The following is a 25,268-nucleotide window of genomic DNA, read 5'->3' on the forward strand; positions in this document are numbered from 1 at the left end:
CGGGGTCACCGGGGGAGCGTGAGCCCTTCGCCGTCGGTCTCGGCGAGGCCGTCCGCGATGAGGGAGTCGATCGCCCGGTCGCGCTGCCGGGCGTCGGGCCACTCCGGGATCACCGCGGCCAGGGGGACGGCGTCGGGGGCGGCGTCGCGGAGGAGGCGCAGCACCGTGCCGCGGGCCTGACGGTCCGATCCCTCGTAGGCGGCCTGGCGGCGTCGAGCGTCGCCGGTGTCCGGTCGGCCGGCCGCCAGCCAGGCGCACTGCTCGGCGATCGGGCACACCTCGCAGCGCGGTGCCCGAGCCGTGCAGATCGTGGCGCCCAGCTCCATGGTCGCCGCGTTGAAGAGCGCGGCCTCCACGTCGTCGTCCGGCAGCAGCGCGTCCATGAGGGCGAGGTCGCGCCGGGACGGCGGCGCCGGGTGTGCGCGCCCCTCGACCGCCCTGGCCAGCACGCGTCGGGTGTTGGTATCGACGACCGGGTGCCGATCACCGTACGAGAACACCGCGACCGCTCGTGCCGTGTAGTCGCCGATGCCGGAGAGGGCCAGGAGCGCGTCGACGTCACGCGGCACGACACCTCCGTGCCGCTCGACGACCTCGATCGCGGCGCGGTGGAGCCACAGGGCACGGCGCGGGTAGCCGAGGTTGGCCCACTGCTGCACGACCTCGGCGGTCGTCGCCTCGGCCATCGCCGCGGGGGTCGGCCACCGCGTCAGCCAGGCGTCCAGATGCGGGATGACCCGGGTGGCGGGGGTCTGCTGCAGCATGAACTCGCTGACCAGCACGCCCCAGGCGCCGAAGCCGTCGTGGAACTCGCGGCGCCGCCACGGCAGGTCGCGGGCGGCCGATCGATACCATGACGTCAGGTTCGGCATCGTCGTGGGGGAAGACGGCGGAACGGGCACCCCGCCAGCCTAGGCGAGCGGGATCGGGAGGACCGGGCCGAGGGACGGAGCCGTCGTACGAGGTGCGCGGCTGACGCACGGACGGCGCACCACGCGTCGGTAGGCTGGAGGGATGGTCCCCTCCGGCATCCTCCTCGTCGACAAGCCCGGCGGGCTCACCAGTCACGACGTGGTCGCCCGCACGCGGCGGGCCTTTGGCACCCGCAAGGTGGGTCACGCCGGCACGCTCGACCCGATGGCGACCGGGCTGCTGGTGATCGGCATCGAGGGTGCGACGCGGCTGCTCACCTACGTCGTGGGTGCCGACAAGACCTACCTGGCCACGATCCGGCTCGGCGCCACCACGACCACGGACGACGCCGAGGGTGACACGCTCACGGTCGCCGAGTCTGCGGCGTGGTCGACCGTCACCGACGACGCGATCGCTGCCGGCGTCGCCGCGCTGACGGGGGAGATCTCCCAGGTGCCCAGCGCGGTGTCGGCCATCAAGGTCGACGGACGTCGCGCCTACGACCGGGTGCGCGCGGGGGAGGAGGTCGTGCTCGCGGCCCGCGAGGTCTCCGTCAGCCGGTTCGACGTGCTCGCCAGCCGTCGCGGCGAGGACCACATCGACCTGGACGTGATCGTGGACTGCTCGTCCGGCACCTACATCCGCTCCCTGGCCCGCGACCTCGGTGCCGCGCTCGGGGTCGGAGGCCATCTGACGGCCCTGCGGCGGACCAGGGTCGGCCCCTTCGACGCGGCGGACGCGGTGGGCGTCGACGAGCTGGAGGGCGCGCCGACGCTGACCCCGGCGCAGGCGGCGTCCCGCATCCTCCCGGTGCTCGCGGTCTCGGCGGATGAGGCGAGGGACCTGCGGCACGGGAAACGCCTGGTGGGCCAGGCCGATCGGCTCTCCGGCGCCCTCGTCGCGGCGATCGATCAGGACGACGTGCTGGTCGGCATCGTCGAGAGACGCGGCGCCGACGTCAAGAGCGCCATGAACATGCCGGAGGCCGTCCGATGATCCTGTGGTTCACGATCGTGCAGATCGCGGTGGCGGTCGCCGCCGGCGTCTTCTGCCTGGTGGCCGGTCTGGCGGGGCGCCGGCCGAGCGACTTCTCGGTCGGCGCGCTCGCACTCGTCGAGCTGCTGCTGATCGGGCAGGTCGTCGTCGCGATCGTCGCCCCGCTCGCGGGGAACCCGCCCACGGGCGATCTCCTCGAGTACTGGGTGTATCTGGTCTCCGCCGTGCTGCTGCCGATCGGCGCCGTGCTGTGGGCCCTGATGGAGCGCAGCCGCTGGAGCACGGTCGTGCTGGGCGTCGCGGCGCTCGCGACCGCGGTCATGCTGTGGCGCATGCAGGCCATCTGGACCGTCCAGGTCGCCTGACGGCGGGAGCGCGGCGGAGTCCGGCGTCCCGCCGCGGCTCTAGGATGGAATGCGCTATGAGCTCCACCGCCCCCTCCACCCGGATGACCGGAATCGGTCGTGTCCTCGTGATCGTCTACGCCGTCATGGCGCTGGCTGCCACGGGGCGCAGCTTCGTGCAGATCGTGCGCCGGTTCGATGAGGCGCCGCTCGCGTACACGCTGTCCGCCGTCGCCGCGCTCGTCTACATCCTCGCGACACTGGCGCTGATCTTCGCCCGGCGTCGCGGGTGGTACACCGTGGCGTGGGTCGCGATCGTGTTCGAGCTCACCGGCGTTCTCGTCGTCGGGGTGCTGAGCATCCTGCTTCCGGCGCTGTTCCAGCACGAGACCGTGTGGTCGCTGTTCGGCCGCGGCTACCTCTTCGTGCCGCTGGTGCTTCCCGTCTTCGGCATCTGGTGGCTGCGCACGCACCGCCCCGTCGCGGTGGAGCGCCCGGTGGAGGCCCTCGCGTGATCGTGTTCCGCAGTCCGGAGGAGGTGCCGGACGGCTTCGGACCCAGCGCGGTCGCCATCGGCAAGTTCGACGGGGTGCATCGAGGGCACCGCGCCGTGATCCAGCGGCTGAAGGACACCGCGGCCGCCACGGGGAGCCGGGCGGTCGCCGTCACCTTCGACCGCAATCCGCTCGCGGTCCTGCGCCCCGACCGGTGCCCCGAGAACGTCGTCACGGTGGAGCGCAAGCTCGAGCTGCTCGGCGAGCTGGGCCTCGACGCGACCCTGATGCTGACCTTCGACGAGGAGCTCGCCGCCCGCTCGGCGGAGGACTTCGTGGTGGACATCCTGGTGGGCGCGCTGCAGGTGTCGACCGTGTTCGTCGGCGCGGACTTCCGGTTCGGGCATCGCGGGGCAGGCACACCCGAGCTGCTGCGCGAGCTGGGCCCCCGCTACGGCTTCACGGTCGAGGTGGTCGAGGACGTGTACCTCGAGGGGTCGTCGCGGCGCGTGTCGTCGAGCTGGATCCGCGAGCTGCTCGTGGACGGCGACGTCGCGGGCGCCGCGCGGGTGCTGGGGCGCTCTCCCGATGTGCGCGGCGAGGTCGTGCACGGCCTCAAGCGCGGCCGCGAGCTGGGGTTCCCCACCGCCAACCTCTCGACCATCGTCGATGCGTTCGTCCCCGCGGACGGCATCTACGCCGGCTGGCTGGTCGACCACGACACCGGCATCCGGCATCCGTCCGCGATCTCCGTCGGCACGAACCCCACGTTCGACGACGTGCTGGTCCGCCAGGTCGAGGCGCACGTGCTGGGGGAGACGGGGCTCGACCTCTACGGGCACGACGTGACGGTGGAGTTCGTGGAGCGGCTGCGCGGCATGGTGGCGTTCGAGGGCATCGAGAAGCTCATGTCGCAGATGGCGGCCGATGTGGCGCAGGCTGCGGCGATCCTCGGCGTGGAGTCCTGACCGCTGCACCGCGATTCCGGCGCGCGGTTCCGCGGGCGGTCGGCCCGATGACATAGAATGGGAGCAGGCTCCCGCCGACCCGCGCACCGCCGTGAGCGCCGGAGGGAGACGATCCACGGTCCGCACGGTCCTGGCTCACGCCACACGCGGACGACGAGAACGGCCATCGGCTCCCTGGGGGCGCCGGGCCCTTCAGGCTCAGGAGGAGCATGCCGACCACGGCAACCGCCGCCACGCGGCGCAAGAAGACGTCCCGTCGCGACGACGAGGCACCCCTCATCCCGATCCTCGCGCGCAAGGTGCGCGAGATCGAGGCGAAGTCCCAGCGCGGCAAGCTGGGCCCGACGAACCGCACGAAGTTCCAGGTCATCGCGTTCCTGGTGCGTGAGGAGCGCGCGCGGGTCAAGGCCGACACCGAGATCACCGACGCCGCGCGCACCGAGCTGCTCAAGCGTCTGGACGGCGTCGCCACGATCCTCGCCAAGACGGCCGCGCGCGACACCTCGCTCATCCAGCTGCTGGAGGCCGACCAGGCCACGTCGCCCGTCGCCAAGCGCATGCGCCGCGACTGGCTGCTGGAGTCGGGCGCCGAGCTGCCGCCCGAGGAGCTCATCATCGCGGACCAGGCGCCCGTGCAGGCCCCCGTGGTGCCGGCCGCGATCGCCGAACGTCAGGTGACGCCGCCGTCCGTGGAGTCGCGACAGCTCGCCAACCCCTTCCTCGCGCCCGACCTCACGCCGCGCCCGGCCAGCACGCCCCGGCGCCGCCTCGACGGCTGGGAGCTGATGGGGCCGCTGTACAAGGCGTTCGAGACCGGCGCCGGCGGTGCGGCAGCCTCGATGGAGCTTCCGCCCGCGCCCGAGTTCGACCACGTGTCGCCCAAGGGCCTCGACGTGATGGTGCACCAGTCGCGCTTCCTCGAGGCGGTGCGCGCGGGGCACCGCAGCTTCCTGCTCGCGGATGAGCCGGGTCTGGGCAAGACCGCGCAGTCGGTGCTGGCGGCATCCGTCGCAGGCGCCTACCCGCTGCTCGCCGTGGTGCCGAACGTGGTGAAGATGAACTGGGCGCGCGAGGTGGAGCGGTGGACGCCGCAGCGCCGCGCGACCGTCATCCAGGGCGACGGCGACGACATCGACGCGTTCGCCGACGTGTTCATCGTCAACTACGAGATCCTCGATCGTCACCTGTCGTGGCTCGCGACCATCGGTCTGCGGGGCATGGTCGTCGACGAGGCGCACTTCATCAAGAACCTGTCGTCGCAGCGCTCCCAGAACGTGCTGTCGCTGGCCGCGCAGGTGCGTGAGCGCACGCCGGGACACGACCCGCTGATGCTCGCGCTCACGGGTACCCCGCTGATCAACGACGTCGAGGACTTCGACGCCATCTGGCGCTTCCTCGGGTGGACGAACGGCGAGAAGCCGGGACCGGCGCTCATGGAGAAGCTCGACGCGACCGGGTTCACGCCCGCCGACAAGGCGTTCTATCCCGAAGCGCGGGACGCGGTGATCTCGATGGGTATCGTGCGCCGCAAGAAGAAGGACGTCGCGGCCGACCTCCCGGACAAGCTCGTCGCAGATCTGCCGGTGCAGCTCGACGACGAGTTCGGGCGCAGCATCCGTCAGGCCGAGCGCGAGCTGGGGGAGCGGCTGGCCGCGCGCTACCGCCGCATCATCGAGGCGCGGGGCGATCGCGGGCTCCTTCCCGGCGAGATCGACGACGACATCGTGCGCCTGGTCGCTCAGAACGAGCTCGAGGAGTCGAAGGCCGCGGGCACCGGAGGCGACAACGTCTTCACGATGGTGCGCCGCATCGGTCAGGCCAAGGCGCCGCTCGCGGCCGACTACGCGGCGCAGCTGCAGCGGTCGGTCGGCAAGGTCGTGTTCTTCGCGAAGCACATCGACGTCATGGACCAGGCGGAGGCGCACTTCGCCGCCGCGGGCATCCGCGCGGTGTCGATCCGCGGCGATCAGACCACGACCGTGCGTCAGCAGGCGATCGACGACTTCAACGGCGACCCGGACGTGGGCATCGCGGTGTGCTCGCTGACGGCCGCCGGTGTGGGGCTCAACCTCCAGGCCGCGTCGAACGTCGTGCTCGCCGAGCTCTCGTGGACGGCGGCCGAGCAGACGCAGGCCATCGACCGCGTGCACCGCATCGGGCAGGACGAGCCGGTGACGGCGTGGCGCATCATCGCCGCGCACACGATCGACACCAAGATCGCGGAGCTCATCGACCAGAAGCAGGGCCTCGCGGCCAGGGCGCTGGACGGCGAGGCGACCGAGGAGGCGGCGAGCGAGTCGGTGCAGCTGGCGGCCCTCATGCACCTGCTGCGCGAGGCCCTCGGCGGGAGCTGAGCCTCCGCTAAGAACGCGAGTTCTTAACGCCGGATTCGCCTCGGATCGGGCTTCGATCTCAAAGTTCGCGGATTCCGCGGGTCGGACGCGTCAAGATCCTGGTTTTTCGACGCGTCCGAATGGCGGCGGAGGGCGGCGTGCCGCTAGGGTCGATCCCAGGCACCGTCGCCTTTCCCCCTCCCGACACTCGAACCTCCGAAGGCAGCAGCATGAAGATCGGCATCCTGACGAGCGGCGGCGACTGCCCCGGACTCAACGCGGTCATCCGCGGCATCGTGCTCAAGGGCACCACCACCTACGACCTGGAGTTCGTCGGCATCCGCGACGGCTGGCGCGGGGTCGTCGAGGGCGACTTCATGCCCCTCACCCGGCACGAGGTGAAGGGTCTGTCGAAGGTGGGCGGCACGATCCTCGGCACGAGCCGCACCAACCCGTACGAGGGTGAGCGCGGCGGCGCCGAGAACATCGCCAAGACGCTCTACGGTCACAAGATCGACGGCATCGTGGCGATCGGCGGCGAGGGCACCCTGGCCGCGGCCGACCGGCTCGCGAAGGACGGCATCAAGGTGCTCGGCGTCCCGAAGACGATCGACAACGACCTGCGCGCCACCGACTACTCGTTCGGTTTCGACACCGCGGTGAACATCGCGACCGACGCCATGGACCGTCTGCGGACGACCGGCGACTCTCACCAGCGGTGCATGGTCGCCGAGGTCATGGGCCGTCACGTCGGCTGGATCGCGCTGCACGCCGGCATGGCCGCCGGTGCCCACGTGATCTGCATCCCCGAGGTCCCCATGTCCATCGACGAGATCACCGAGCTGGTCACGCGGGCACACGACCGCGGCCGCGCTCCGCTGGTCGTGGTGTCGGAGGGCTTCACGCTCACGGGCATGGAGGAGGCCTACAGCGACAAGGGCCTCGACGCCTTCAACCGCCCGCGCCTCGGCGGGATCGGCGACCTGCTGGCCCCGGAGATCGAGCGGATCACCGGCATCGAGACCCGCGCCACGATCCTGGGGCACATCCAGCGCGGCGGCTCGCCCTCGGCGTTCGACCGCGTGCTGGCCACGCGCCTGGGCCTGCACGCCGCCGACGCGATCGTCGACGGCGCCTGGGGCCAGATGGTGGCGATGCAGGGCACCGACATCGTGCGCGTGCCCTTCGCGGATGCGCTGGGCGAGCTGAACACGGTGCCGCGCTACCGCTACGACGAGGCCGCCGCGCTGTTCGGCTGACCCGCCGCGGCTCAGGCGTCGGCGAGGCCGAGCGTGTCGAGCAGCCAGGCGAGCTCGAACGCGCGCTCACGCCAGGAGTTGTAGCGCCCGCTCACGCCCCCGTGCCCGGCGACCATCTCGCACTTGAGGAGCACGTCGGTCGCCCCGGCCTCGCGGAGCCGGGCCACCCACTTGGCCGGCTCGACGTACAGCACTCGCGTGTCGTTGAGTGATGTCACGGCGAGGATCCGCGGGTAGTGCACACCCTCGCGCACGTTCTCGTACGGCGTGTACGACTTCATGTAGGCGTACACCTCTGCGTCGTGCAGCGGGTCGCCCCACTCGTCCCACTCGATCACGGTGAGGGGAAGCGACGGGTCGAGGATCGTGGTCAGGGCGTCGACGAACGGCACCCCGGCGAGCACTCCGGCGAACAGCTCGGGGGCCAGGTTCGCGACCGCGCCCATCAGCAGGCCGCCCGCACTGCCGCCCTCGGCGACCAGCTGCGCGGGCGTCGTCGTGCCCTCCGCGACCAGGTGCCGTGCGCACGCGACGAAGTCCGTGAAGGTGTTGCGCTTGTGCAGCAGCTTCCCCTCCTCGTACCACTGCCGTCCCATCTCGCCGCCGCCGCGCACGTGGGCGACCGCGAAGACCACGCCGCGGTCGAGCTCCGACAGCCGCGCCACGGAGAACCCCGGGTCGATCGAGTGCTCGTACGAGCCGTAGCCGTACAGGTGCACGGGGCGCGCCTCGGCACCCGGCTCCCCGAACGACCGCTTCCAGACGAGCGAGATCGGCACGCGGGTGCCGTCTTCCGCGGTCGCCCACTCGCGGCGCTGGCCGTAGGCGGAGGGCTCATAGCCGCCCAGGACGGCCACCTGCTTGCGCAGCACGAGCTCGCGCGTGGCGAGGTCGAGCTCGTACACCGTGCCTGGCGTCACGAAGGAGGTGTAGCCGAGCCGGAGGAAGGGGGCGTGCCACTCGGGGTTGCCGCTCACGCCGGCGGAGTAGAGCGGCTCGTCGAAGCGGAGCTCCTCGACCGCATCGGTCGCGTAGTCGAGCAGGCCGACCCGTTCGAGCCCCTCGCTGCGGTACTCCACGGTGGCGAAGTCCCGGAACGCATCGACCCCGAGGAGTCGCCGTCCCGGCTCGTGGGGGAGGATCACGCGTCGCTCGCCCTGCGGGTCCGCGACGGTCACCGACACGAGCTCGAAGTCCAGGGCGCCGTCGTTGTGCAGGATCAGCAGTCGGTCCTCGCCGTCGACCACGGCGTGCTCCAGCGAGTACTCCACACCCTCGCGACGCGGCCACACCAGCTGCGGCTCCGCGGTGATGTCGCCGGACAGGTCGACCAGGCGCTCCTCGCTCGTGATGCTCGACCCGACCGCGATCACGAGGTACCGGCGGCTGCGGGTGATCCCGGCGCCGAGCCAGAACTTCTCGTCGGGTTCGTGGAACAGCCGCACGTCGTCCGCGACGGGGGTGCCGAGGCGGTGCAGCCACAGGGTGTCCGGGCGCCAGGCCTCGTCGCGCGTGGTGTAGAGCACCCCCGTGCCGTCGGGGGTGAAGAAGGCGCTGCCGGTGTTCGGGATCTCGTCGTCGAGCGTGGTGCCCGTCGCGAGATCGCGTACGCGCACGGTGTAGAGCTCGTCGCCCTCGAAGTCGGTGGACCACAGGAGCTTCGTCGCGTCATCCGTGGTGTCGAAGGCTCCGAGCGAGAAGAACTCGTGGCCCTCCGCCTCGGCGTTGCCGTCCAGCAGCACGACCTCGCCGGGCACCGGGACGCCGGGCTCCAGGCGCGGGGGAGTCCAGTCGTCGGGTTCCGCGGCCGCGCGGCAGTGGATCGCGTACTGCGCGCCCTCCTCGGTGCGGCTGTAGTACCACCAGTCGCCGCGGCGGGTCGGCACCGACAGATCCGTCTCCTGCACGCGGCCCTTGATCTCCTGGAACAGGGTCTCGCGCAGTCCGGCCAGGTGGGCGGTCTCGGCCTCGGTGTGGGCGTTCTCGGCCTCGAGATGAGCGATGACCTCGGGGGAGTCCTTCTCGCGCAGCCATTCGTAGGGGTCTTCCACGGTGTCCCCGTGGTGCGTGCGGAACGTCGGACGGCGGGCGGCGATCGGGGCGTCAGTCACCGCTCCACGCTATCCCAGGTCGAGTTGACCGGCACGGGGGACGGTGGGAGGATTTACCGGGGCCGGTAAACGGAAGTCAAACCCACGGTGAACTCTTCGTTCGTCACGTCGATCCCGTCGACATTCCCTTTCCTCAAGACCGAAAGCGAACGGTGGAAACCGCAGCCCTCATTGTTGTGCTCGTCATCGCGCTGGCACTCTTCTTCGACTTCACGAACGGCTTTCACGACACCGCCAACGCGATGGCCACCCCCATCGCGACCGGTGCCCTGAAGCCCAAGACCGCGGTGCTGCTGGCCGCCGTGCTCAACCTCGTCGGTGCCTTCCTGTCCACGGAGGTGTCGAAGACCATCTCGGGCGGCATCATCCGCGAGGATGCGATCCTCGAGGCGGGGGCGCAACTGTTCCTGTCGCTCATCTTCGCCGGCCTCATCGGTGCGATCACGTGGAACATGCTCACCTGGCTGCTCGGCCTGCCGTCGAGCTCCTCGCACGCGCTGTTCGGCGGCCTCATCGGCGCCACGCTCGTCGGCGCGGGCCTCGGCGGCATCGACTTCGGCGCAGTGCTGTCGAAGATCGTGCTCCCCGCGCTGATCGCCCCCATCACGGCGGGCATCATCGCGTTCGCAGCCACCAAGATCGCGTACTCGGTCACGCGCCGCTACGACGGCAAGCCGGACGGACGCGACGGCTTCCGCTGGGGTCAGATCTTCACGTCCTCGCTGGTCGCGCTGGCGCACGGCACGAACGACGCGCAGAAGACCATGGGTGTCATCACCCTGGCCATGATCACGATCGGCTGGCAGTCGGGAGCCCACCACGAGCCCGAGCTGTGGGTGATCGTCGCGTGCGCCTTCACGATCGCGCTCGGCACGTACCTCGGCGGGTGGCGCATCATCCGCACGCTCGGCAAGGGGCTGACCGATGTCAAGCCGGCGCAGGGCTTCTCCGCCGAGAGCTCGACCGCGGCCACGATCCTCGCGTCCAGCGCGCTGGGCTTCGCGCTCTCCACGACCCAGGTGGCGTCCGGCTCGGTCATCGGCTCGGGGCTCGGTCGCCGCGGCTCGACCGTGCGGTGGCGGACGGCCGGACGCATCGGCGTCGGCTGGCTGCTGACGCTGCCGGCCGCCGGCGGTGTCGGCGCCCTCGCGGCCCTGCTGGTCGTGTGGCTCGGCCCATGGGGCGTCGCGATCGATGCGGTCCTTGCGCTCGCGATCATCCTGGGCCTGTTCCTGCGGTCGCGGCGCAACGCGGTCACGCACGCGAACGCGATGAGCGATGTGGCGGAGTCGGGTCTCGCGATCGAGCTGCCGGACACGCCCCCGCCCACGCGCCGTCAGCAGCGCATCGAGCGCGCGAAGGCCGAGGCCAAGGCGCGTGCCGAGGCCAAGGACCGCGCGAAGGCCGAGGCGAAGAACAAGGCCAAGAAGAAGGCGGAGGCCAAGGCCGGTGCCAAGGCGGCGAAGACCGGCGCTGCACCCGTCGCCCCGCCCCCGGCCCCGGCGCCGGAGTCGGCCGCCGACGAGGCCACGATCACGCGGAACGGGGACTCGGCATGAGCGTCACGATCGACTGGCTCGCGTTCTTCCAGGTGTTCGCCGCCGCCCTCATCGGCGCCGCGGCCATCGTCACCTTCTACGCGCTGGGACTGCGGCTCCTGGTCCGCAGCGGCCGGGCACCCGTCGTGAGCCCCGCCGAGTTCACCGACGCGATCACCGTGATCTCCGAGAAGGAACTCAAGCGCGCGGCAAAGCAGGCGGCCAAGGCGGCGAAGAAGAGCCCGCTCACCGAGGGACAGAAGACTCTCGCCCTCGTGGGTGCCTACGTGTGCTTCGTGCTGTGCGGTGCGGCGGTCATCGGCGGCATCCTCCTCCTCGTCCTCGGGCACTGAGACCCCGCGGCCCTGGCGCGTCCGGACCCGGCGTCCGGGCGTGACCCTAGGCTGAGGTCATGTCCGCGGCACCCGGAACCCCGTACGTCTTCGGCAGGCACGATCCGGCCTCCCACGTCCTGATCCACGTGAGCGACCCGCACTTCCTCGCGGGAGGGGCGCTGCTCGGCGGGAGCTACGACGTGCAGGCCTCGTTCGACCGCACCCTCGCGGCGATCCGCGCCGTGCACCCGGCGCCCGCGGCCATCGTGGTCACGGGCGACCTCGCAGACCTCGGTGAGCCGGACGCGTACCGGCGACTGCGGGCCGCGCTCGAGCCGGTCGCCGCGGACCGGGGCACACCGATCGTGTGGGTCGCGGGCAACCACGACGAACGCCCCGCGCTGCGCCGTGAGCTTCTCGACCGGGAGCCGACGGAGGAGCCGGTGACGGGCGTGTGGGAGCTGGACGGACTGCGGCTCATCGCGCTCGACACGAGTGTCCCCGGATGGCACCACGGAGACCTCGACCCCGGTCAGCTCGAGTGGCTGGCCGGACTGCTCGCGGAGCCGGCGCCGCACGGCACGCTGCTGGCGATGCACCACCCGCCGCTGCCGAGCCACCTGCCGCTGTTCGACATCCTCGAGCTGCGCCACCAGGACGAGCTCGCGGAGGTGATCCGCGGCACCGACGTGCGCGGGATCCTCGCGGGACACCTGCACTACTCCTCGCACGGGGTGTTCGCCGGCGTCCCGGTGAGCGTGGCCTCGGCGACCTGCTACACGATGAACGTCGCCCGGCCGGCACCCGACGTGAACGGCATGGACGCGGCGCAGTCGTTCCAGCTCGTGCATGTGTATCCCGACACGATCACCCACACCGTCGTCCCGGTGGTCGACGCTCCCACGGGCGACTTCTTCTCCTCCGAGTGGCTGGAGCGGATGGCCGCCCTCACGCCGGAGCAGCGGCTCGACGCGTTCTCCCGGAAACCGCCGCGCCGACCGGCGTAGACTGGTCGCATCCCCCACTTTTCCATTCGCCACGACCCACGAGGATGTGACATGGCTTCTGCCGCGCCTGCACTTACACGTACCGAGACCGATTCGCTGGGGAGCATGGAGATCCCCGTCGACGCCTACTGGGGGATCCACACGGCCCGCGCCGACGCGAACTTCCCGATCTCCAAGCGGCCGATCTCCGTGTACCCCGACCTGGTGATCGCTCTGGCGATGGTCAAGCAGGCCAGTGCGCGGGCGAACAAGGAGATCGGCGTGCTCGATGCCGAGCGTGCCGACCTGATCGACCGCGCGGCGCAGCGGGTGATCGACGGCGAGTTCCACGAGCAGTTCACGGTCGGCGTCATCCAGGGCGGTGCCGGCACCTCGACCAACATGAACGCGAACGAGGTCATCACCAACATCGCGCTCGAGATGGCCGGACGCGAGAAGGGCGACTACGCGTTCCTCTCGCCGATCGACCACACCAACCGCAGCCAGTCCACCAACGACGTGTACCCGACGGCGGTCAAGATCGGGCTGTCGCTCACGCTGCGGTCGCTGCTCGACGAGCTCGACGCCCTGCGCATCGCGTTCCTGGGCAAGGCGAGCGAGTTCCACGACATCCTCAAGGTCGGGCGCACCCAGCTGCAGGACGCGGTGCCGATGACGCTCGGCCAGGAGTTCCACGGCTTCGCCACGACGCTGGGGGAGGACCACAGCCGTCTCACCGAGAACGCCTCGCTCATGTTCGAGATCAACATGGGCGCCACGGCGATCGGTACCGGCATCACCACGCACGTCGACTACGCGCCGGCCGTGCTCAAGCACCTGCGCGAGATCACCGGGCTCGACCTGGAGACGGCGACCGACCTCGTGGAGTCCACGAGCGACACCGGCGCCTTCATGTCGTTCTCGTCGTCGCTCAAGCGCAACGCCATCAAGCTCTCGAAGATCTGCAACGACCTGCGCCTGCTCTCGTCGGGTCCGCAGGCGGGCCTCGGCGAGATCAACCTCCCCGCCCGCCAGGCCGGCTCGAGCATCATGCCGGGCAAGGTGAACCCGGTGATCCCCGAGGTCGTGAACCAGGTCGCGTTCGCCGTCGTCGGCGCGGACACCACGGTGACCATGGCGGTCGAGGGCGGACAGCTGCAGCTCAACGCGTTCGAGCCGGTCATCGCGCACTCGATCTTCCAGTCCATCACCTGGATGCGTCAGGCCATGTGGACCCTGCGGGTGAACTGTGTCGAGGGCATCACCGCCAACCGCGACCGCCTCGGGGCGATGGTGGGCGCGTCGGTCGGCGTGATCACGGCGCTCACCCCCTTCATCGGCTACGCCGCCGCGGCCGCGCTCGCGAAGACCGCACTGCTCACCAACCGCAACGTCGCCGATCTGGTGGTCGAGGCGGGCCTCATGTCGCGCGACGAGGTGACCAAGCAGCTCTCGCCCGCGCGCCTGTCGGGCCTCGAGGCCGTGACGGCGGCCATCCCGATCGTCACGCCCGACGACCTCATCCAGATCTGACCCGCTGCACGCCGAACACGCAGAAGGGGACGGGAGCCGCGGCTCCCGTCCCCTTCCGCGTGTCCGGTGTCAGCCGAGGATGCGGCAGTGCGTGGTGAGCTCGCCGATCCCGTCGATGCCGACCGTGACCGTCGAGTGGTCGCGGAGGAAGATCTGCGGGTCGCGCGAGTAGCCCGCACCGCCGGGGCTGCCGGTGGAGATGAGCGTCCCGGGCAGCAGCGTGAGCGACTGCGACAGATGCGCGATCAGCTTCGCGACCGAGCGCACCATCTGGTCGGTGCTCGCGTCCTGCACCGTGTGCCCGTCGACGACCGTCCAGATGTGGAGGTCCTGCGGATCGGGCACCTCGTCGGCCGTGACCGCGAAGGGACCGGTGGGCGTGAAGCCGTCGAACGACTTGCAGCGCGACCACTGCGCCTCGGAGAACTGGATGTTCCGCGCGGTGATGTCGTTCACCACGGTGTATCCCCACACGTGCGACAGCGCGTCGGCTTCGCTCACGTCTTTCGCGGGGGTGCCGATCAGCACGCCGAGCTCCGCCTCGTAGTCGACGGCTTCGCTGAGGCTGCGCGGCCAGGAGGTGACGTGATCGTGCCCGGTGAGGGAGTTGGGCCACAGCGTGAACACCGTGGGCGCAGCGTCGGTCTTGAGTCCGAGCTCGCTGGAGTGCGCGGCGTAGTTGAGGCCGACCGCGAGCACGGCGGGCGGGGCGAGCACGGCGGAGTCGAAGCTCCAGTCGCCCAGCGGGTGACGCGGAGCGGTGCCGTCGGCCAGGGCGGTGCGCAGCTCGTCGAGGGCGACGTCACCCCGCTCGATCAGCTGCTGCAGTGTGGCAGGAGCGTCGGACAGGAGATCGGAGACGAGGATGGCGTCCGTGTCGTCCACCACGGCGAGGACCGCGCGGGGGGAGTCGGGACGGCGCAGATGAGCGAACCGCATGGTTCTACGCTACCGGGTGGCTGCGGCGGGGCGGATGGAGGACTCGACCAGACCCGGGCGGTATTGCTTGTGCCCCATAAGCTTTGGCTATGACTTTCGGAGGACCGGCCGACCCCCAGCAGCCCGGGCGATACACGCCGCCGCCCGCCCAGCAGCCCGCACCGTCGGCGTACTCCGCGGCACAGTATGCGCAGTCGCCCTATCTGCCGGCGACCTACGGGCAGCAGCCCGGCTACGCGTCCGCACTGGCGCAGCCGACGCCGTACACCCCGCCGGCGCCCGTCGCGCCGTCGCCGGCGGAGTCGCTGCCCGCCCTGCCGGTGACCACGAAGAAGGGCAGGACGGTCTCGCTGTGGCTGTTCGCCTTCCTCGGGTTCCTGCTCCTGGCGCTGATCGGCTACTTCGGCTGGGCGCTGGGGCCGACGGCGTCGGCCGTGGGGCTCGTTCTCGCGCTGATCCCCCTGGCGATCGTGTTCCTCGGGGTGCGGATGATCGACCGATGGGAGCCGGAGCCGAAGCGTCTCGTGATCTTCGCGATCGCGTGGGGCGCGGTGGCGGCGGTCGGCCTCACTCTCCTGGTCGACGTCGGGATGACGATCCTGCTCGGCCCGGTGCCGGAGGCGGTGGCGGCGGTCGTACAGGCGCCGATCGTGGAGGAGTTCTGGAAGGGCCTCGGGGTGTTCCTGGTCTTCCTGCTCGCCCGCCGCTCGTTTGACGGTCCGGTCGACGGCGTGGTGTACGGCGCGCTGGTGGGGGCCGGGTTCGCGTTCACCGAGAACATCCAGTACTTCGCGGTCAGCCTGATCGAGGGTGGCGGCGAGCAGCTCGGCGCCACGTTCGTGGTGCGCGCGCTGCTGTCGCCCTTCGCGCACGCCATGTTCACGTCGCTGACGGGGTTCGCGATCGGCCTCGTCGCGCGCCGGCACGCCTCCGCCGGGGCGGCCCTCGGCGCGGGACTGCTCGGGTGGTTCGGCGCGGTCTTCCTGCACGCGCTGTGGAACGGCTCGGCGACCTTCGCGGACTTCTTCGGCCTCTACTTCACGCTGCAGGTCCCGCTGTTCATCGGCTTCATCCTGGGCATCATCGCGCTGCGGCGGGAGGAGGCGCGGCTCACGCGAGCCCGGCTCGCCGAGTACGCCGCTGCGGGCTGGTTCACGCCGGAGGAGGTCACGATGCTGGCGACGCCGTCCGGTCGCAAGGCGGGATTGACGTGGGCGGCGCAGCTGCGCGGCGACCGTCGTCCGCTCATGCGCGAGTTCATCAAGGACGCGACGGCGCTGGCGGCGGTGCGGCAGCGGGCGATCACCGGCCGCGACCCGCTGGCGGTCGAGGACGAGCGGGCGCTGCTGATCCGCACGCGCGCGACGAGGGCCGCGCTGCTGGCCTACTGATCCGCCCTGAGCAAGACTCAGCGCCCGGTGCTGCGGCGATGCCTGCATGTCTCCCGGGCGCTGAGTTGATCTGCCACCAGGGTGCACCCGGCCCCTCGGACGTGTCAAGGGGCAGGGCGCGAGGCCACCCGCCCGGTCGAGGTGTTCGCTGTGAGCAGGTCCCGTCGCGTTGACCGGGCGCGCGCGGGTCCGCTTGGATGGAGCCATGACTGATCGCACGAAGCCCGAGTTCGACGCCCCGACCGCTCCTGCCCCCGCAGAGCTGGTCATCCGCGACATCATCGAGGGTGATGGTGCCGAGGCCAAGCCCGGTGACACGGTGACCGTCCACTACGCCGGTGTGGAGTTCGAGTCCGGCGAGGAGTTCGACTCCTCGTGGGGCCGTGGCGAGACCATCCAGTTCCCGCTTCGCGGCCTGATCCAGGGCTGGCAGGACGGCATTCCCGGCATGAAGGTCGGCGGACGCCGCGAGCTGATCATCCCGCCGCACCTGGCCTACGGTCCGGTCGGCGGCGGACACTTCCTGTCCGGCAAGACGCTGATCTTCATCATCGACCTCGTCGCCGTGGGCTGATCCCGACGCGACATCTCGAGCGCCTCTCCTCTCGCCAGGAGGGGCGTTCTGTCTTTCCGGAATGCGTGTGCATGCACGGGAATACATTCGCGTGAATGTAGGTTGGGCTGGAGGACGCCGCGATCGCGGCCCTGTCCGTACGCCGCCTCCGCGCGGCCGATGTCTCCGAGGAGAAACCCATGACCAGCATCGACATCCCCGGCTACCGCCCCGGCACCTGGGTCCTCGACCCCGCGCACAGCGAGGTCACCTTCAGCGTCCGTCACATGATGATCTCGAAGGTGCGCGGCACGTTCGGCGTGAAGAGCGCGACGCTCGTGGCTCCGGAGAACCCGCTCGAGGCCAAGGTCGAGGCGAGCGTCGACGTGACGTCGGTGGACACGAAGGACGAGGGCCGCGACCAGCACCTCCGCTCGGCGGACTTCTTCGACACCGAGAACTACCCCACGATGGAGTTCGTGTCGACCGGTGCGCGCGTCGAGGGCGGCGACCTGCTGGTCGACGGCGACCTCACGATCCGCGGCATCACGAAGCCGGTCACGTTCGAGCTCGACTTCGGCGGCTTCGGCAGCGACCCGTGGGGCAACTACAAGGCGGGCGCCTCGGCGAAGACGGTCATCAACCGCGAGGACTTCGGCCTCACCTGGAACGCGGCGCTCGAGACCGGCGGCGTGCTCGTGGGCAAGGACGTCACGATCAACCTCGACCTGCAGGGAGCGCTGCAGCAGGACTGATCGCCGCACGGCTTCAGGAACCCCGGGTCCGTCAGGGCTCGGGGTTCTCTGCGTCATAGGAGCGGAAGCGGCGGTTGCGCCCGGCGATCAGCGCGACGAGCGCGATCACCAGGATCCCGCCGAGCAGGGGAGGGAACCACAGCGTCGTGAGCGTGGCGAGCGTGCCGGCGTAGAGGGCGCCGATGCGCGGGCCGCCGGCGACCACCACGATGAACAGCCCCTGCAGGCGTCCGCGCATCGTGTCCGGCACGGCCGCCTGCATCATCGTGTTGCGGTAGATCGAGCTGACGTTGTCGGAGGCGCCGGACAGCGCGAGGGCCACGCAGGCGGCGATGATCAGTCCGACGTGGGGTGTGTCCTCGTCGGCGGGGGAGGAGAAGGCGCCCACGAGCAGCACCACACCGAACAGCAGGATCGATGCGCCATAGGCCTCGACCGCGCGTGCGATCCCGCGACCGTGCCAGCGGTACTGCACGACCCGGCCCGAGAACAGGCTCGAGGCGAAGGTGCCCACCGCCACGGCTGCGGTGAGGATGCCGGTGGTGACCGCGCCGCCGCCCAGCAGCAGCGTGCCCAGCGCGGGGAAGAGGACGAGGGGCTGGCCGAACGTCATCGCGATGATGTCGACGACGTACTGCATCCGGATGTTGCTCGCGCGGCGGAGGAAGCGCCAGCCGTCGACGAGCGAGGCGAGACCGGGGCGGACGATCTCGCCTTCCGGACGCACCGAGGGCAGCGTCCACAGGCCGAGGAACATCGACAGCATCAGCACGACGTCGATCGAGTACGTCCAGCCGTAGCCCGTGAGCGCGACCAGCAGGCCGGCCAGGGCTGGACCGGCCATGACCGTCAGCCCGAAGGCGACACCGTTGAGCGCGGACGCCGCGGCGAGCTGTTCGCGGGGGATGAGGCGGGGGACGATCGCGGTGCGCGTGGCCATGCCCACCGAGTTGGCGGCCGAGTTGATCATGCTCAGCGCGTACAGCCACCAGATCGTCTCGGCACCGGTCCACGTGAGCGCCGCGAGGAGAGCGGTGGAGGCGAAGGTCACGGTGGCGGCGATGAGGGCGACGCGACGGCGATCGAAGGCGTCGGCGAGCATGCCGCCGTACAGGCCGGCCAGGACCATCGGCAGGAGCCCGGCCACCGCGATCATCGACACCGCGAACGTGCTCCCGGTGAGCGCGAACACGTGCAGCATCACCGTGACGATCGTGAGCTGGCCGCCGATGCCCGCGAGCGTCGAGCCGATCCACATGCGTGCGAAAGCGGGGCTGATCCGCAGCGGCGTCAGGTCGATCAAATGTCCTCGTCCCGCGTTCACGCCACGCACCTCTCCCGCACTCCTCGAGCGTAGTGGAGTGCGCGGGAGCGCTGGTCGGCCGTGTCGCTCGGGGCTCGCCCGGGCTGGTAGACTCGTCAGGTTGCCGTTCGATCGGCCGCGGATAAAGAGAGCTCACGCATCAGGCGTCGGGCGCCGCGCAACAAGCAGAGAGGGGATCGAATCTATGGCACTGGAAGCAGACGTCAAGAAGGCGATCATCGAAGAGTACGCGACGCACCCCGGTGACACCGGATCCCCCGAGGTGCAGGTCGCAATGCTGACGCAGCGCATCAAGGACCTCACCGAGCACCTCAAGGAGCACAAGCACGACCACCACTCGCGTCGTGGTCTGTTCCTGCTCGTGGGTCAGCGCCGTCGTCTGCTCGGCTACCTCCAGGACATCGACATCGAGCGTTACCGTTCGCTGATCGAGCGTCTCGGACTCCGCCGATAAGGCAGAGCGAACCCAGCGTTCAATCGCGCAGAACATTCTTGAGAAGGCCGCCCCACGGTGTGGGGCGGCCTTCGTCGTGTGCAGATGTGTTGTAGCTCTGGTTGCCACCCGTGCAACTTTCCGATAGGAAAGTCCTGGAGCTTTCCAAGTGGAAAGCGGGGAGGTCGCCATGGAGCAGAAACCGATCGCAGGTCAGGACGCTCTGGTGCCCCCGGACTCGGAGACGGCCCGGCGGTACCTCGAGGCGGCGGAGGCGGTGGTGGACCGCCGCGAACATGCAGTCGACCGACGTGCTCTCGCCCGGCTGCAGATCGGCAACGCCGTGGTCATGGCTGCGTATTTCGTCGCCTTCGCGCTTGTTCTCCGGCGAGACGACGTGCTGGCGTCGCAGATCGTGCTGTTCACCCTTCTGGTCTGGGGACAGCTGTCCACGGGGATGGCGCAGCGCACGGGCATGCAGTGGCGGATGACGCGTTCGCGGTGGCCGCTGCTGGTCGGCGGCGCAGCGATCATCATCGGTGCGCTCGTGGTGTTCGGCTTCGCTGCTCTCGATACGCGACTTCCTGTCGGGGTGGTGCTCATCCCGGCAGTCACGGTGCTCGTCGGAGTCGGAGGGCACGGCGTCGCGCGGCTCATACGGGCTGCGGGCGACCTGGGTCGTCCCCGTCCGGCTCCCCGTTCGTTGCCGCACCGGCTTCGATGGGGCACCGTCCTCATAGGCGTCGCGTTCGCCGTGCTGACGATGCTCGCAGGATCGCCGGACGACGTGCTGAGGAGCATCATCACCCTGCTCGTGATGCTGTGCCTCGTGGGGTGGATCGCCGCCTCCGCCTCAGACTTCGGTCTACCCGCAGTCGGCGCGTCCTGGCGCTGGCCGCACATCACTGTCTTCTTCATCGCCGCCTGCATGCCCGTCGGCATCGTCCTGGGATCCGGATCGCTCGGCAACGCAGGACTCGTCGGCGTGTGCGCGGGCGCCGGCGTGCTCGCGTCCTTCGTGGCGGTCTCCTTCGTCGCGGGGCACGGCGAACGTGCGTGAGCCCGCGTCTGTCCCACACCCGCGCACGCGGCTGGACGACAACTTTGCCTCGCCAATCCGGTTCTCCCTCATGGCCGGACTGGGCGACGGGATGGAACTCGACTTCGCGGCCCTGCGGGAGATGCTGCAGTGCGGCGACTCGCCCCTGAGCAAGGCGATCGCGCACCTGCAGGCCGCCGGGTACGTGGTCGCGCGCAAGGGCGCGGTCGGGGGGCGCTCGCGCACCTGGGTGCGTTCGACGAAGGCAGGGCGCGATGCCTTCGCCGCGCACCTTCAGGCACTGCGTGAGATCGTGGCCCTCGGTGCCGGGCAGGAACTGTGACGCCCGTCAGACGGTCACGAGGTCGGGGTGATGGATCGCCGCGACATCGGGGTGCGCACGAAGCCGGGACTTAAGCGCGTTCTCGCCGTAGGTCGCGTGGATCGGATTTCCCGGGTCATCGGTGACCCCGGTCGCCTGAGCGGCGAGGTCGGCGGGGAGCTCGAGCAGCGGGAGCTGCTGATCGAGTGCGGGGTTGAAGAAGAACGGGATCGAGATGCGCTCCTCGGGTGCCCGCGGTGAGATCACGCGGTGGTTCGTTGCCTTGAGGTAGCCGCCGGTGGCATACTCCAGCAACTCTCCGATGTTGACGACGAATGCGCTGGACACCGGGGGAGCCGAGACCCACTCGCCGTCACGCTCGACCTGGAGGCCCCCCTTTCCGGGCTCGACCCACAACAGCGTCAGCACACCGGAGTCCTTGTGCGCTCCGACGCCCTGCTGTGGTTCCGGCTCGTCCGTGCCCGGGTATCGCACGATCTTGATCAGGGTCGACGGATCGCGGAACGTCTCGTCGAAGTAGGTCTCGTCCGCGCCGAGAGTGACAGCCCAGGCGCGCAGGAGTTTGCGTGCGATCTCTGTCAGGGAGTCGTGCCACTCCGCGACCACGGCCTGGAGCTCGGGCTGGGCCGCTGGCCACAGGTTCGGGCCGATCAGGCGGTTGAAGGCGGGGCCGTCGCTCACGGGCTCGCGCTCCGGGCCGATGTCGATCTGCTCGCGCCAGTCGACCTTGCCCTGGGTCCGCTCGCCGCCGACCCGGGTGTAGCCGCGGAAGTGGGGGCTGTTGACGTTCTCGATCGCGAGCTTGTCCTCTTCGGGGAGGGCGAAGAAGTCGAGTGCGGCGCGGTGCAGGCGCGCCTCCAGCTCGGGAGAGACGCCGGTGCCGGTGAGGTAGAAGAAGCCGACGTCGTGGGTCGCGGCACGCAGCTCGTCGCGGAACCGCGCCGCGGCCTCGGGGCCCTGGTCGAGCTGGGAGAGGTCAAGGATCGGGAGCGAGAGTTCAGCCATGGACCGAGGGTATGTCGAGGTTCTCGGGCCGCGGGCGAGTGTTGCGTCGCGTTACTCGGGCGGGTGTCCCGGCACCGGCGGATGTCATCCGGTCGGGGGAACGGGTGTCGCGGTGCTAGAGTCTCGTTGGTAAGGGATGCCTTACCTCAGTCGTCATCAGAGGGACACCGTCCGTGCTCGCCACCTTCCTCATCGGCCTCCGCGAGGGGCTCGAAGCCGCGCTCGTCGTCGGCATCCTCGTCGCCTACCTGCGGCGTCTCGACCGGCGTGATGCGCTCCCGAAGCTCTGGGCGGGCGTCGGTCTCGCGGTCGGGCTCGCTCTGGCCATCGGTGCGGTCCTCACCTTCGGCGCGTACGAGCTCACGTTCACCGCCCAGGAGCTGATCGGCGGCGGGCTGTCCCTGCTCGCGGTCGCGATGGTCACCTGGATGATCTTCTGGATGCAGCGGGCCGGACGCACGATGAAGGCGACCCTCGAGGGCGGCGTCGACCGCGCGCTCACCGCGGGCGGACTCTGGGCGCTCGTCGCGATCGGCTTCGTCTCCGTCGCCAGGGAGGGTATCGAGACCACCCTGCTGCTGTGGTCGATGGTGCAGTCGTTCGGCGACGCGCCCTCCGCGCTGCTGGGCGCGCTGCTCGGTCTGCTCGCCGCGGTGGCCCTCGGCTGGCTGATCTCGCGGGGCGCGCTGCGCCTCGACCTGCGCCGGTTCTTCGCCTGGACCGGCGGGTTCCTCGTGATCGTCGCCGCCGGCGTGCTCGCGTACGCCGTCATGGATCTGCAGGAGGCGGGGGCGCTGCCCGGTCCGTTCACGGCCGCCGCGCCGATCGACGCGGCCACCGGCGCGGTCGCCGTGGGGGCGGCCGGCTTCCCGTTCGGCTGGGCCTTCGACGTGTCGTCTGCGATCGCCCCCGGCGGCCCTCTCGCCGCCGTGCTGCAGGCCACCATCGGCTTCATGCCGGCCATGACCTGGCTCCAGGTGACCGCCTGGGTCCTCTACCTCGCCATCGTCGGCACGTTCTACGTGCGTGGCCTCCGCCCGCGGCGTCGCTCCGCGGCACCGACGCCGCGCCCTCGCACCGAGGCGACCCCTCTCTCACAGCAAGGAGCAGCATGACCATCTCGTCCCGGTCCCTGGGGGTGCTGGCCGTGACCGGCGCAGCCGTCCTCGTCCTGAGCGGCTGCGTCGCGAAGGAGGACACCGCGGCTACGGCCGCCTTCGACGTGTCGTCCACCGACTCCGACTGCGCGGTCTCGGCCGCCACCGCGGAGAGCGGCACCCTCACGTTCGACGTCTCGAATGACACCGACCAGGTGTCGGAGTTCTACCTGCTCGCGGACGACGGCCTGCGCATCGTCGGCGAGGTCGAGAACATCGCGCCGGCGGCGTCGCGCACGCTCACGGTCGTGGTGCAGCCCGGTGACTACTTCACGCTGTGCAAGCCGGGCATGGTGGGCGACGGCGTGGGCAAGGCCGCCTTCACCGTCACGGGCGACCCGGTGGCCGTCGACGGGCCGGACGCCGAGCAGAAGACGACGGCGGTCGACCTGTACGCGGCGTTCGTGAAGGATCAGGTCGGTCAGCTCGTGCCGGCGGTGGAAGAGCTCGTGGCCGCCTACCAGTCCGGCGACGACGCGACCGCCCGCACGCTGTTCCCGCAGAGCCGCGCCTTCTACGAGCGCATCGAGCCCGTGGCCGAGGCGCTGGGCGACCTCGATCCGCGCATCGACTTCCGCGAGGTCGACGCCGTGGCCGACGGGCTCGACTGGACCGGCTTCCACCGCATCGAGAAGGACCTGTGGGTGCCGGCGCAGGACGCTCTCAACGCCGACGGGGAGACGCCCGCGTGGCAGGGCTGGGCCCCGTCCACGCCCGAGGAACGTGCCGACTACGGCGACCTGCTGCTCGCCGACGTGCAGGAGCTGTACGACTACGTGCACTCCGACGACTTCACAACGACCCTGGAAGACCAGGGCATCGCCGGTGTCTCCAATGGCGCGATCGCGCTGCTCGACGAGGTCGCGACTGGCAAGATCTCCGGCGAGGAGGACTGGTGGTCCGGCACCGACCTGTTCGACTTCGCGGCGAACGTCGAAGGCTCCAAGATGGCGTTCTCCCTGGTGCAGGACTTCGCCACGGCGCAGGGCGACGACGGCGCCGCGCTGGTCGACGAGATCGAGTCGGGGTACGCCGCGCTCGAGTCGTCGCTCGCCACGCACGGCTCCCTCGCGGACGGGTTCGTCGGGTACGCCACCCTCACGGCGGACGACAAGCGCGAGCTGACCGACCTGATCAACGCCCTGGCCGAGCCGCTGTCGCAGCTGACCGCGACGGTGCTCGACTGACGGGACCGCAGAGGCGCCGGACATGACCGAGAGCGAACCGATCCGCGAACCGGAGGACCGGGCGGAGGCCGCACGCGTCGACGCTCCCGCGGGGCTGAGCAGGCGCGGACTGCTCGGTCTCGCGGTGGGCGGCGGGGTCGCAGGTCTCGCGGTCGGCCTGGGGGCGGGACTGACCGGCGGCGTCGAGCTCGGACGCGCCCGCGCCGCCGAAGACGCGCAGAACAGCTACGACTTCTTCGGCGTGCACCAGGCCGGCATCACCACGCCCGTGCAGGACCACCTGCACTTCGCGAGCTTCGACATGATGCCGCGCACCGACCGCGACGACCTGATCTCGCTGCTCCAGGACTGGAGCTACGCGGCCTCGCGCCTCACGCAGGGACTCGAGGTCAGCGCGAGCGGTGCCGTCGGCGGCAGCCCGGAAGCCCCGCCCGACGACACGGGTGAAGCGCTCGGTCTGCCGTCCGCCGGGCTGACCATCACGATCGGGTTCGGTCCGAGCCTGTTCGAGAACGAAGCCGGCGACCGCTACGGCATCGCGGCGCAGCGTCCCGCAGGGCTGGAGCGGCTGCCCGCCTTCCTCGGCGACGACCTCGACCCCGAGATGTCCCACGGCGACCTCTGTGTGCAGGCGTGCGCCGACGACCCGCAGGTGGCGGTGCATGCGATCAGGAACCTCAGCCGGATCGCGTTCGGGCGTGCGCGACTGCGGTGGTCGCAGCTCGGGTTCGGCAAGACGTCCCGCACCACGGCGGCGCAGGCCACGCCGCGCAACCTGTTCGGCTTCAAGGACGGCACCGCAAACATCCTCGCCGACGACACCGCCGCGCTCGACGAGCACGTGTGGGTCTCCGCCGCGGACGATCCGGGCTGGCTCGCGGGCGGCTCGTACCTGGTCGCCCGGCGCATCGCGATGCTGATCGAGACGTGGGACCGGGTGCGACTCTCGGAGCAGGCCACCATCATCGGCCGCGACAAGGGCGAGGGCGCCCCGCTCTCCGGCGGCGACGAGTTCACCGAGCCCGACTTCCACGGCGGCGCGATCGACGCCCACAGCCACGTGCGGCTCGCGCACCCGACGCAGAACGACGGCGTGCGCATCCTCCGCCGCGGCTACAACTACGTGGACGGCAACAACACGCTCGGACGGCTCGACGCCGGGCTCTTCTTCCTGTCGTATCAGCGCGACCCCGCGCAGTTCATCACGCTGCAGCGCCGGCTGGCGACCGACCGCATGAACGAGTACATCCGCCACGTCGGGTCGGGGATCTGGGCGGTGCCGGCCGGCGCGAAGCCCGGCTCCTACGTGGGCGCCGAGCTCTTCGCCTGACTG

The 25,268-nt window shown here is 70.5% G+C and carries 24 protein-coding genes; 19 read left to right on the forward strand and 5 right to left on the reverse strand.

Translation table 11 applies throughout. From position 1 onward, the window contains the following. Window positions 1-5: 5 nt before the first annotated feature. Window positions 6-872 carry an HhH-GPD family protein gene (locus tag ACWH95_RS12405; RefSeq protein WP_247638884.1) on the reverse strand — a complete coding sequence of 289 codons (867 nt, stop codon included), beginning with the start codon at window positions 870-872 and terminating at the stop codon, window positions 6-8. 142 nt (window positions 873-1,014) lie between these two features. On the opposite strand from ACWH95_RS12405, the gene truB reads away from it, so the two are divergent. From truB to ACWH95_RS12435, 6 genes are all read left to right on the forward strand, one after another. Continuing rightward, the gene (gene truB, locus ACWH95_RS12410; RefSeq protein ID WP_454120742.1) at window positions 1,015-1,908 is read left to right on the forward strand and encodes a tRNA pseudouridine(55) synthase TruB; all 894 of its coding nucleotides are present in this window, start codon (window positions 1,015-1,017) and stop codon (window positions 1,906-1,908) included. Further along, window positions 1,905-2,273: a hypothetical protein gene (locus ACWH95_RS12415; protein WP_454120743.1), complete on the forward strand. Its 369-nt coding sequence runs from the start codon at window positions 1,905-1,907 to the stop codon at window positions 2,271-2,273. The genes truB and ACWH95_RS12415 overlap by 4 nt, the downstream gene beginning before the upstream one ends. A gap of 56 nt (window positions 2,274-2,329) precedes the next feature. Beyond that, window positions 2,330-2,767, forward strand: coding sequence for a hypothetical protein (locus ACWH95_RS12420; protein ID WP_454120744.1), 438 nt, complete (start codon window positions 2,330-2,332; stop codon window positions 2,765-2,767). Continuing rightward, window positions 2,764-3,714 (forward strand): bifunctional riboflavin kinase/FAD synthetase, encoded by a 951-nt coding sequence (locus ACWH95_RS12425; RefSeq protein ID WP_136035096.1) that lies wholly within the window; start codon window positions 2,764-2,766, stop codon window positions 3,712-3,714. The genes ACWH95_RS12420 and ACWH95_RS12425 overlap by 4 nt, the downstream gene beginning before the upstream one ends. Window positions 3,715-3,923: 209 nt before the next feature. Further along, on the forward strand, window positions 3,924-6,068 hold the full coding sequence (locus ACWH95_RS12430) for a DEAD/DEAH box helicase (RefSeq protein ID WP_136037264.1): 2,145 nt from the start codon (window positions 3,924-3,926) through the stop codon (window positions 6,066-6,068). Between the two features lie 209 nt (window positions 6,069-6,277). Beyond that, window positions 6,278-7,306, forward strand: a complete 1,029-nt coding sequence (locus ACWH95_RS12435; RefSeq protein ID WP_136035092.1) for a 6-phosphofructokinase — start codon at window positions 6,278-6,280, stop codon at window positions 7,304-7,306. An 11-nt stretch (window positions 7,307-7,317) separates the two neighbouring features. Here ACWH95_RS12435 and ACWH95_RS12440 read toward each other — a convergent pair whose 3' ends face one another. Beyond that, window positions 7,318-9,417: a S9 family peptidase gene (locus ACWH95_RS12440; protein WP_206251386.1), complete on the reverse strand. Its 2,100-nt coding sequence runs from the start codon at window positions 9,415-9,417 to the stop codon at window positions 7,318-7,320. Window positions 9,418-9,569: 152 nt separating this feature from the next. Here ACWH95_RS12440 and ACWH95_RS12445 point away from each other — a divergent pair, with 152 nt between their 5' ends. The 4 genes from ACWH95_RS12445 to ACWH95_RS12460 are packed head-to-tail and all read left to right on the forward strand — an operon-like array spanning window position 9,570 to window position 13,809. Beyond that, window positions 9,570-10,976, forward strand: a complete 1,407-nt coding sequence (locus tag ACWH95_RS12445; RefSeq protein ID WP_136045665.1) for an inorganic phosphate transporter — start codon at window positions 9,570-9,572, stop codon at window positions 10,974-10,976. Continuing rightward, complete coding sequence (locus ACWH95_RS12450) at window positions 10,973-11,308, forward strand: peptidase (RefSeq protein ID WP_136035086.1); 336 nt, start codon at window positions 10,973-10,975, stop codon at window positions 11,306-11,308. The genes ACWH95_RS12445 and ACWH95_RS12450 overlap by 4 nt, the downstream gene beginning before the upstream one ends. Before the next feature lie 59 nt (window positions 11,309-11,367). Further along, the gene (locus tag ACWH95_RS12455) at window positions 11,368-12,297 is read left to right on the forward strand and encodes a phosphodiesterase (protein WP_136035084.1); all 930 of its coding nucleotides are present in this window, start codon (window positions 11,368-11,370) and stop codon (window positions 12,295-12,297) included. Between the two features lie 51 nt (window positions 12,298-12,348). Then, on the forward strand, window positions 12,349-13,809 hold the full coding sequence (locus ACWH95_RS12460; RefSeq protein ID WP_136035081.1) for an aspartate ammonia-lyase: 1,461 nt from the start codon (window positions 12,349-12,351) through the stop codon (window positions 13,807-13,809). Between the two features lie 69 nt (window positions 13,810-13,878). Here ACWH95_RS12460 and ACWH95_RS12465 read toward each other — a convergent pair whose 3' ends face one another. Beyond that, on the reverse strand, window positions 13,879-14,748 hold the full coding sequence (locus tag ACWH95_RS12465; RefSeq protein WP_136035080.1) for a fumarylacetoacetate hydrolase family protein: 870 nt from the start codon (window positions 14,746-14,748) through the stop codon (window positions 13,879-13,881). An 89-nt stretch (window positions 14,749-14,837) separates the two neighbouring features. Between ACWH95_RS12465 and ACWH95_RS12470 the strand changes: the two genes are divergently transcribed. The 3 genes from ACWH95_RS12470 (at window position 14,838) to ACWH95_RS12480 (ending at window position 17,447) form a co-directional block, all read left to right on the forward strand. Beyond that, the gene (locus tag ACWH95_RS12470) at window positions 14,838-16,139 is read left to right on the forward strand and encodes a PrsW family intramembrane metalloprotease (RefSeq protein WP_240745440.1); all 1,302 of its coding nucleotides are present in this window, start codon (window positions 14,838-14,840) and stop codon (window positions 16,137-16,139) included. Between the two features lie 205 nt (window positions 16,140-16,344). Next, window positions 16,345-16,713 (forward strand): FKBP-type peptidyl-prolyl cis-trans isomerase, encoded by a 369-nt coding sequence (locus ACWH95_RS12475; RefSeq protein WP_136035078.1) that lies wholly within the window; start codon window positions 16,345-16,347, stop codon window positions 16,711-16,713. A 179-nt stretch (window positions 16,714-16,892) separates the two neighbouring features. Further along, the gene (locus ACWH95_RS12480; RefSeq protein WP_136035076.1) at window positions 16,893-17,447 is read left to right on the forward strand and encodes a YceI family protein; all 555 of its coding nucleotides are present in this window, start codon (window positions 16,893-16,895) and stop codon (window positions 17,445-17,447) included. A gap of 31 nt (window positions 17,448-17,478) precedes the next feature. Here the strand turns inward: ACWH95_RS12480 and ACWH95_RS12485 are convergent, their stop codons facing one another. Beyond that, the gene (locus ACWH95_RS12485) at window positions 17,479-18,771 is read right to left on the reverse strand and encodes an MFS transporter (protein WP_454120745.1); all 1,293 of its coding nucleotides are present in this window, start codon (window positions 18,769-18,771) and stop codon (window positions 17,479-17,481) included. A gap of 184 nt (window positions 18,772-18,955) precedes the next feature. Between ACWH95_RS12485 and rpsO the strand changes: the two genes are divergently transcribed. The 3 genes from rpsO (at window position 18,956) to ACWH95_RS12500 (ending at window position 20,586) form a co-directional block, all read left to right on the forward strand. Further along, entirely contained in the window at window positions 18,956-19,225 is a 270-nt protein-coding gene (gene rpsO, locus ACWH95_RS12490) for a 30S ribosomal protein S15 (protein WP_055993247.1), read from the forward strand. A 169-nt stretch (window positions 19,226-19,394) separates the two neighbouring features. After that, window positions 19,395-20,264: a hypothetical protein gene (locus ACWH95_RS12495; RefSeq protein ID WP_136035071.1), complete on the forward strand. Its 870-nt coding sequence runs from the start codon at window positions 19,395-19,397 to the stop codon at window positions 20,262-20,264. Continuing rightward, the gene (locus ACWH95_RS12500) at window positions 20,257-20,586 is read left to right on the forward strand and encodes a transcriptional regulator (protein WP_136035069.1); all 330 of its coding nucleotides are present in this window, start codon (window positions 20,257-20,259) and stop codon (window positions 20,584-20,586) included. Before ACWH95_RS12495 ends, ACWH95_RS12500 begins: the two co-directional genes overlap by 8 nt. A gap of 6 nt (window positions 20,587-20,592) precedes the next feature. Here ACWH95_RS12500 and ACWH95_RS12505 read toward each other — a convergent pair whose 3' ends face one another. Then, window positions 20,593-21,591, reverse strand: coding sequence for an isopenicillin N synthase family dioxygenase (locus ACWH95_RS12505; RefSeq protein WP_206251380.1), 999 nt, complete (start codon window positions 21,589-21,591; stop codon window positions 20,593-20,595). Window positions 21,592-21,764: 173 nt separating this feature from the next. Between ACWH95_RS12505 and efeU the strand changes: the two genes are divergently transcribed. From efeU to efeB, 3 genes are read left to right on the forward strand one after another with little or no spacing between them, the layout of a single operon-like run. After that, complete coding sequence (efeU, locus tag ACWH95_RS12510) at window positions 21,765-22,706, forward strand: iron uptake transporter permease EfeU (RefSeq protein ID WP_136035066.1); 942 nt, start codon at window positions 21,765-21,767, stop codon at window positions 22,704-22,706. Beyond that, complete coding sequence (gene efeO, locus ACWH95_RS12515) at window positions 22,703-23,935, forward strand: iron uptake system protein EfeO (RefSeq protein WP_136037255.1); 1,233 nt, start codon at window positions 22,703-22,705, stop codon at window positions 23,933-23,935. Before efeU ends, efeO begins: the two co-directional genes overlap by 4 nt. Before the next feature lie 22 nt (window positions 23,936-23,957). Further along, on the forward strand, window positions 23,958-25,265 hold the full coding sequence (gene efeB, locus ACWH95_RS12520) for an iron uptake transporter deferrochelatase/peroxidase subunit (protein ID WP_454120746.1): 1,308 nt from the start codon (window positions 23,958-23,960) through the stop codon (window positions 25,263-25,265). Window positions 25,266-25,268 lie beyond the last annotated feature (3 nt).

The organism is Microbacterium sp. NPDC055502, assembly GCF_053643635.1.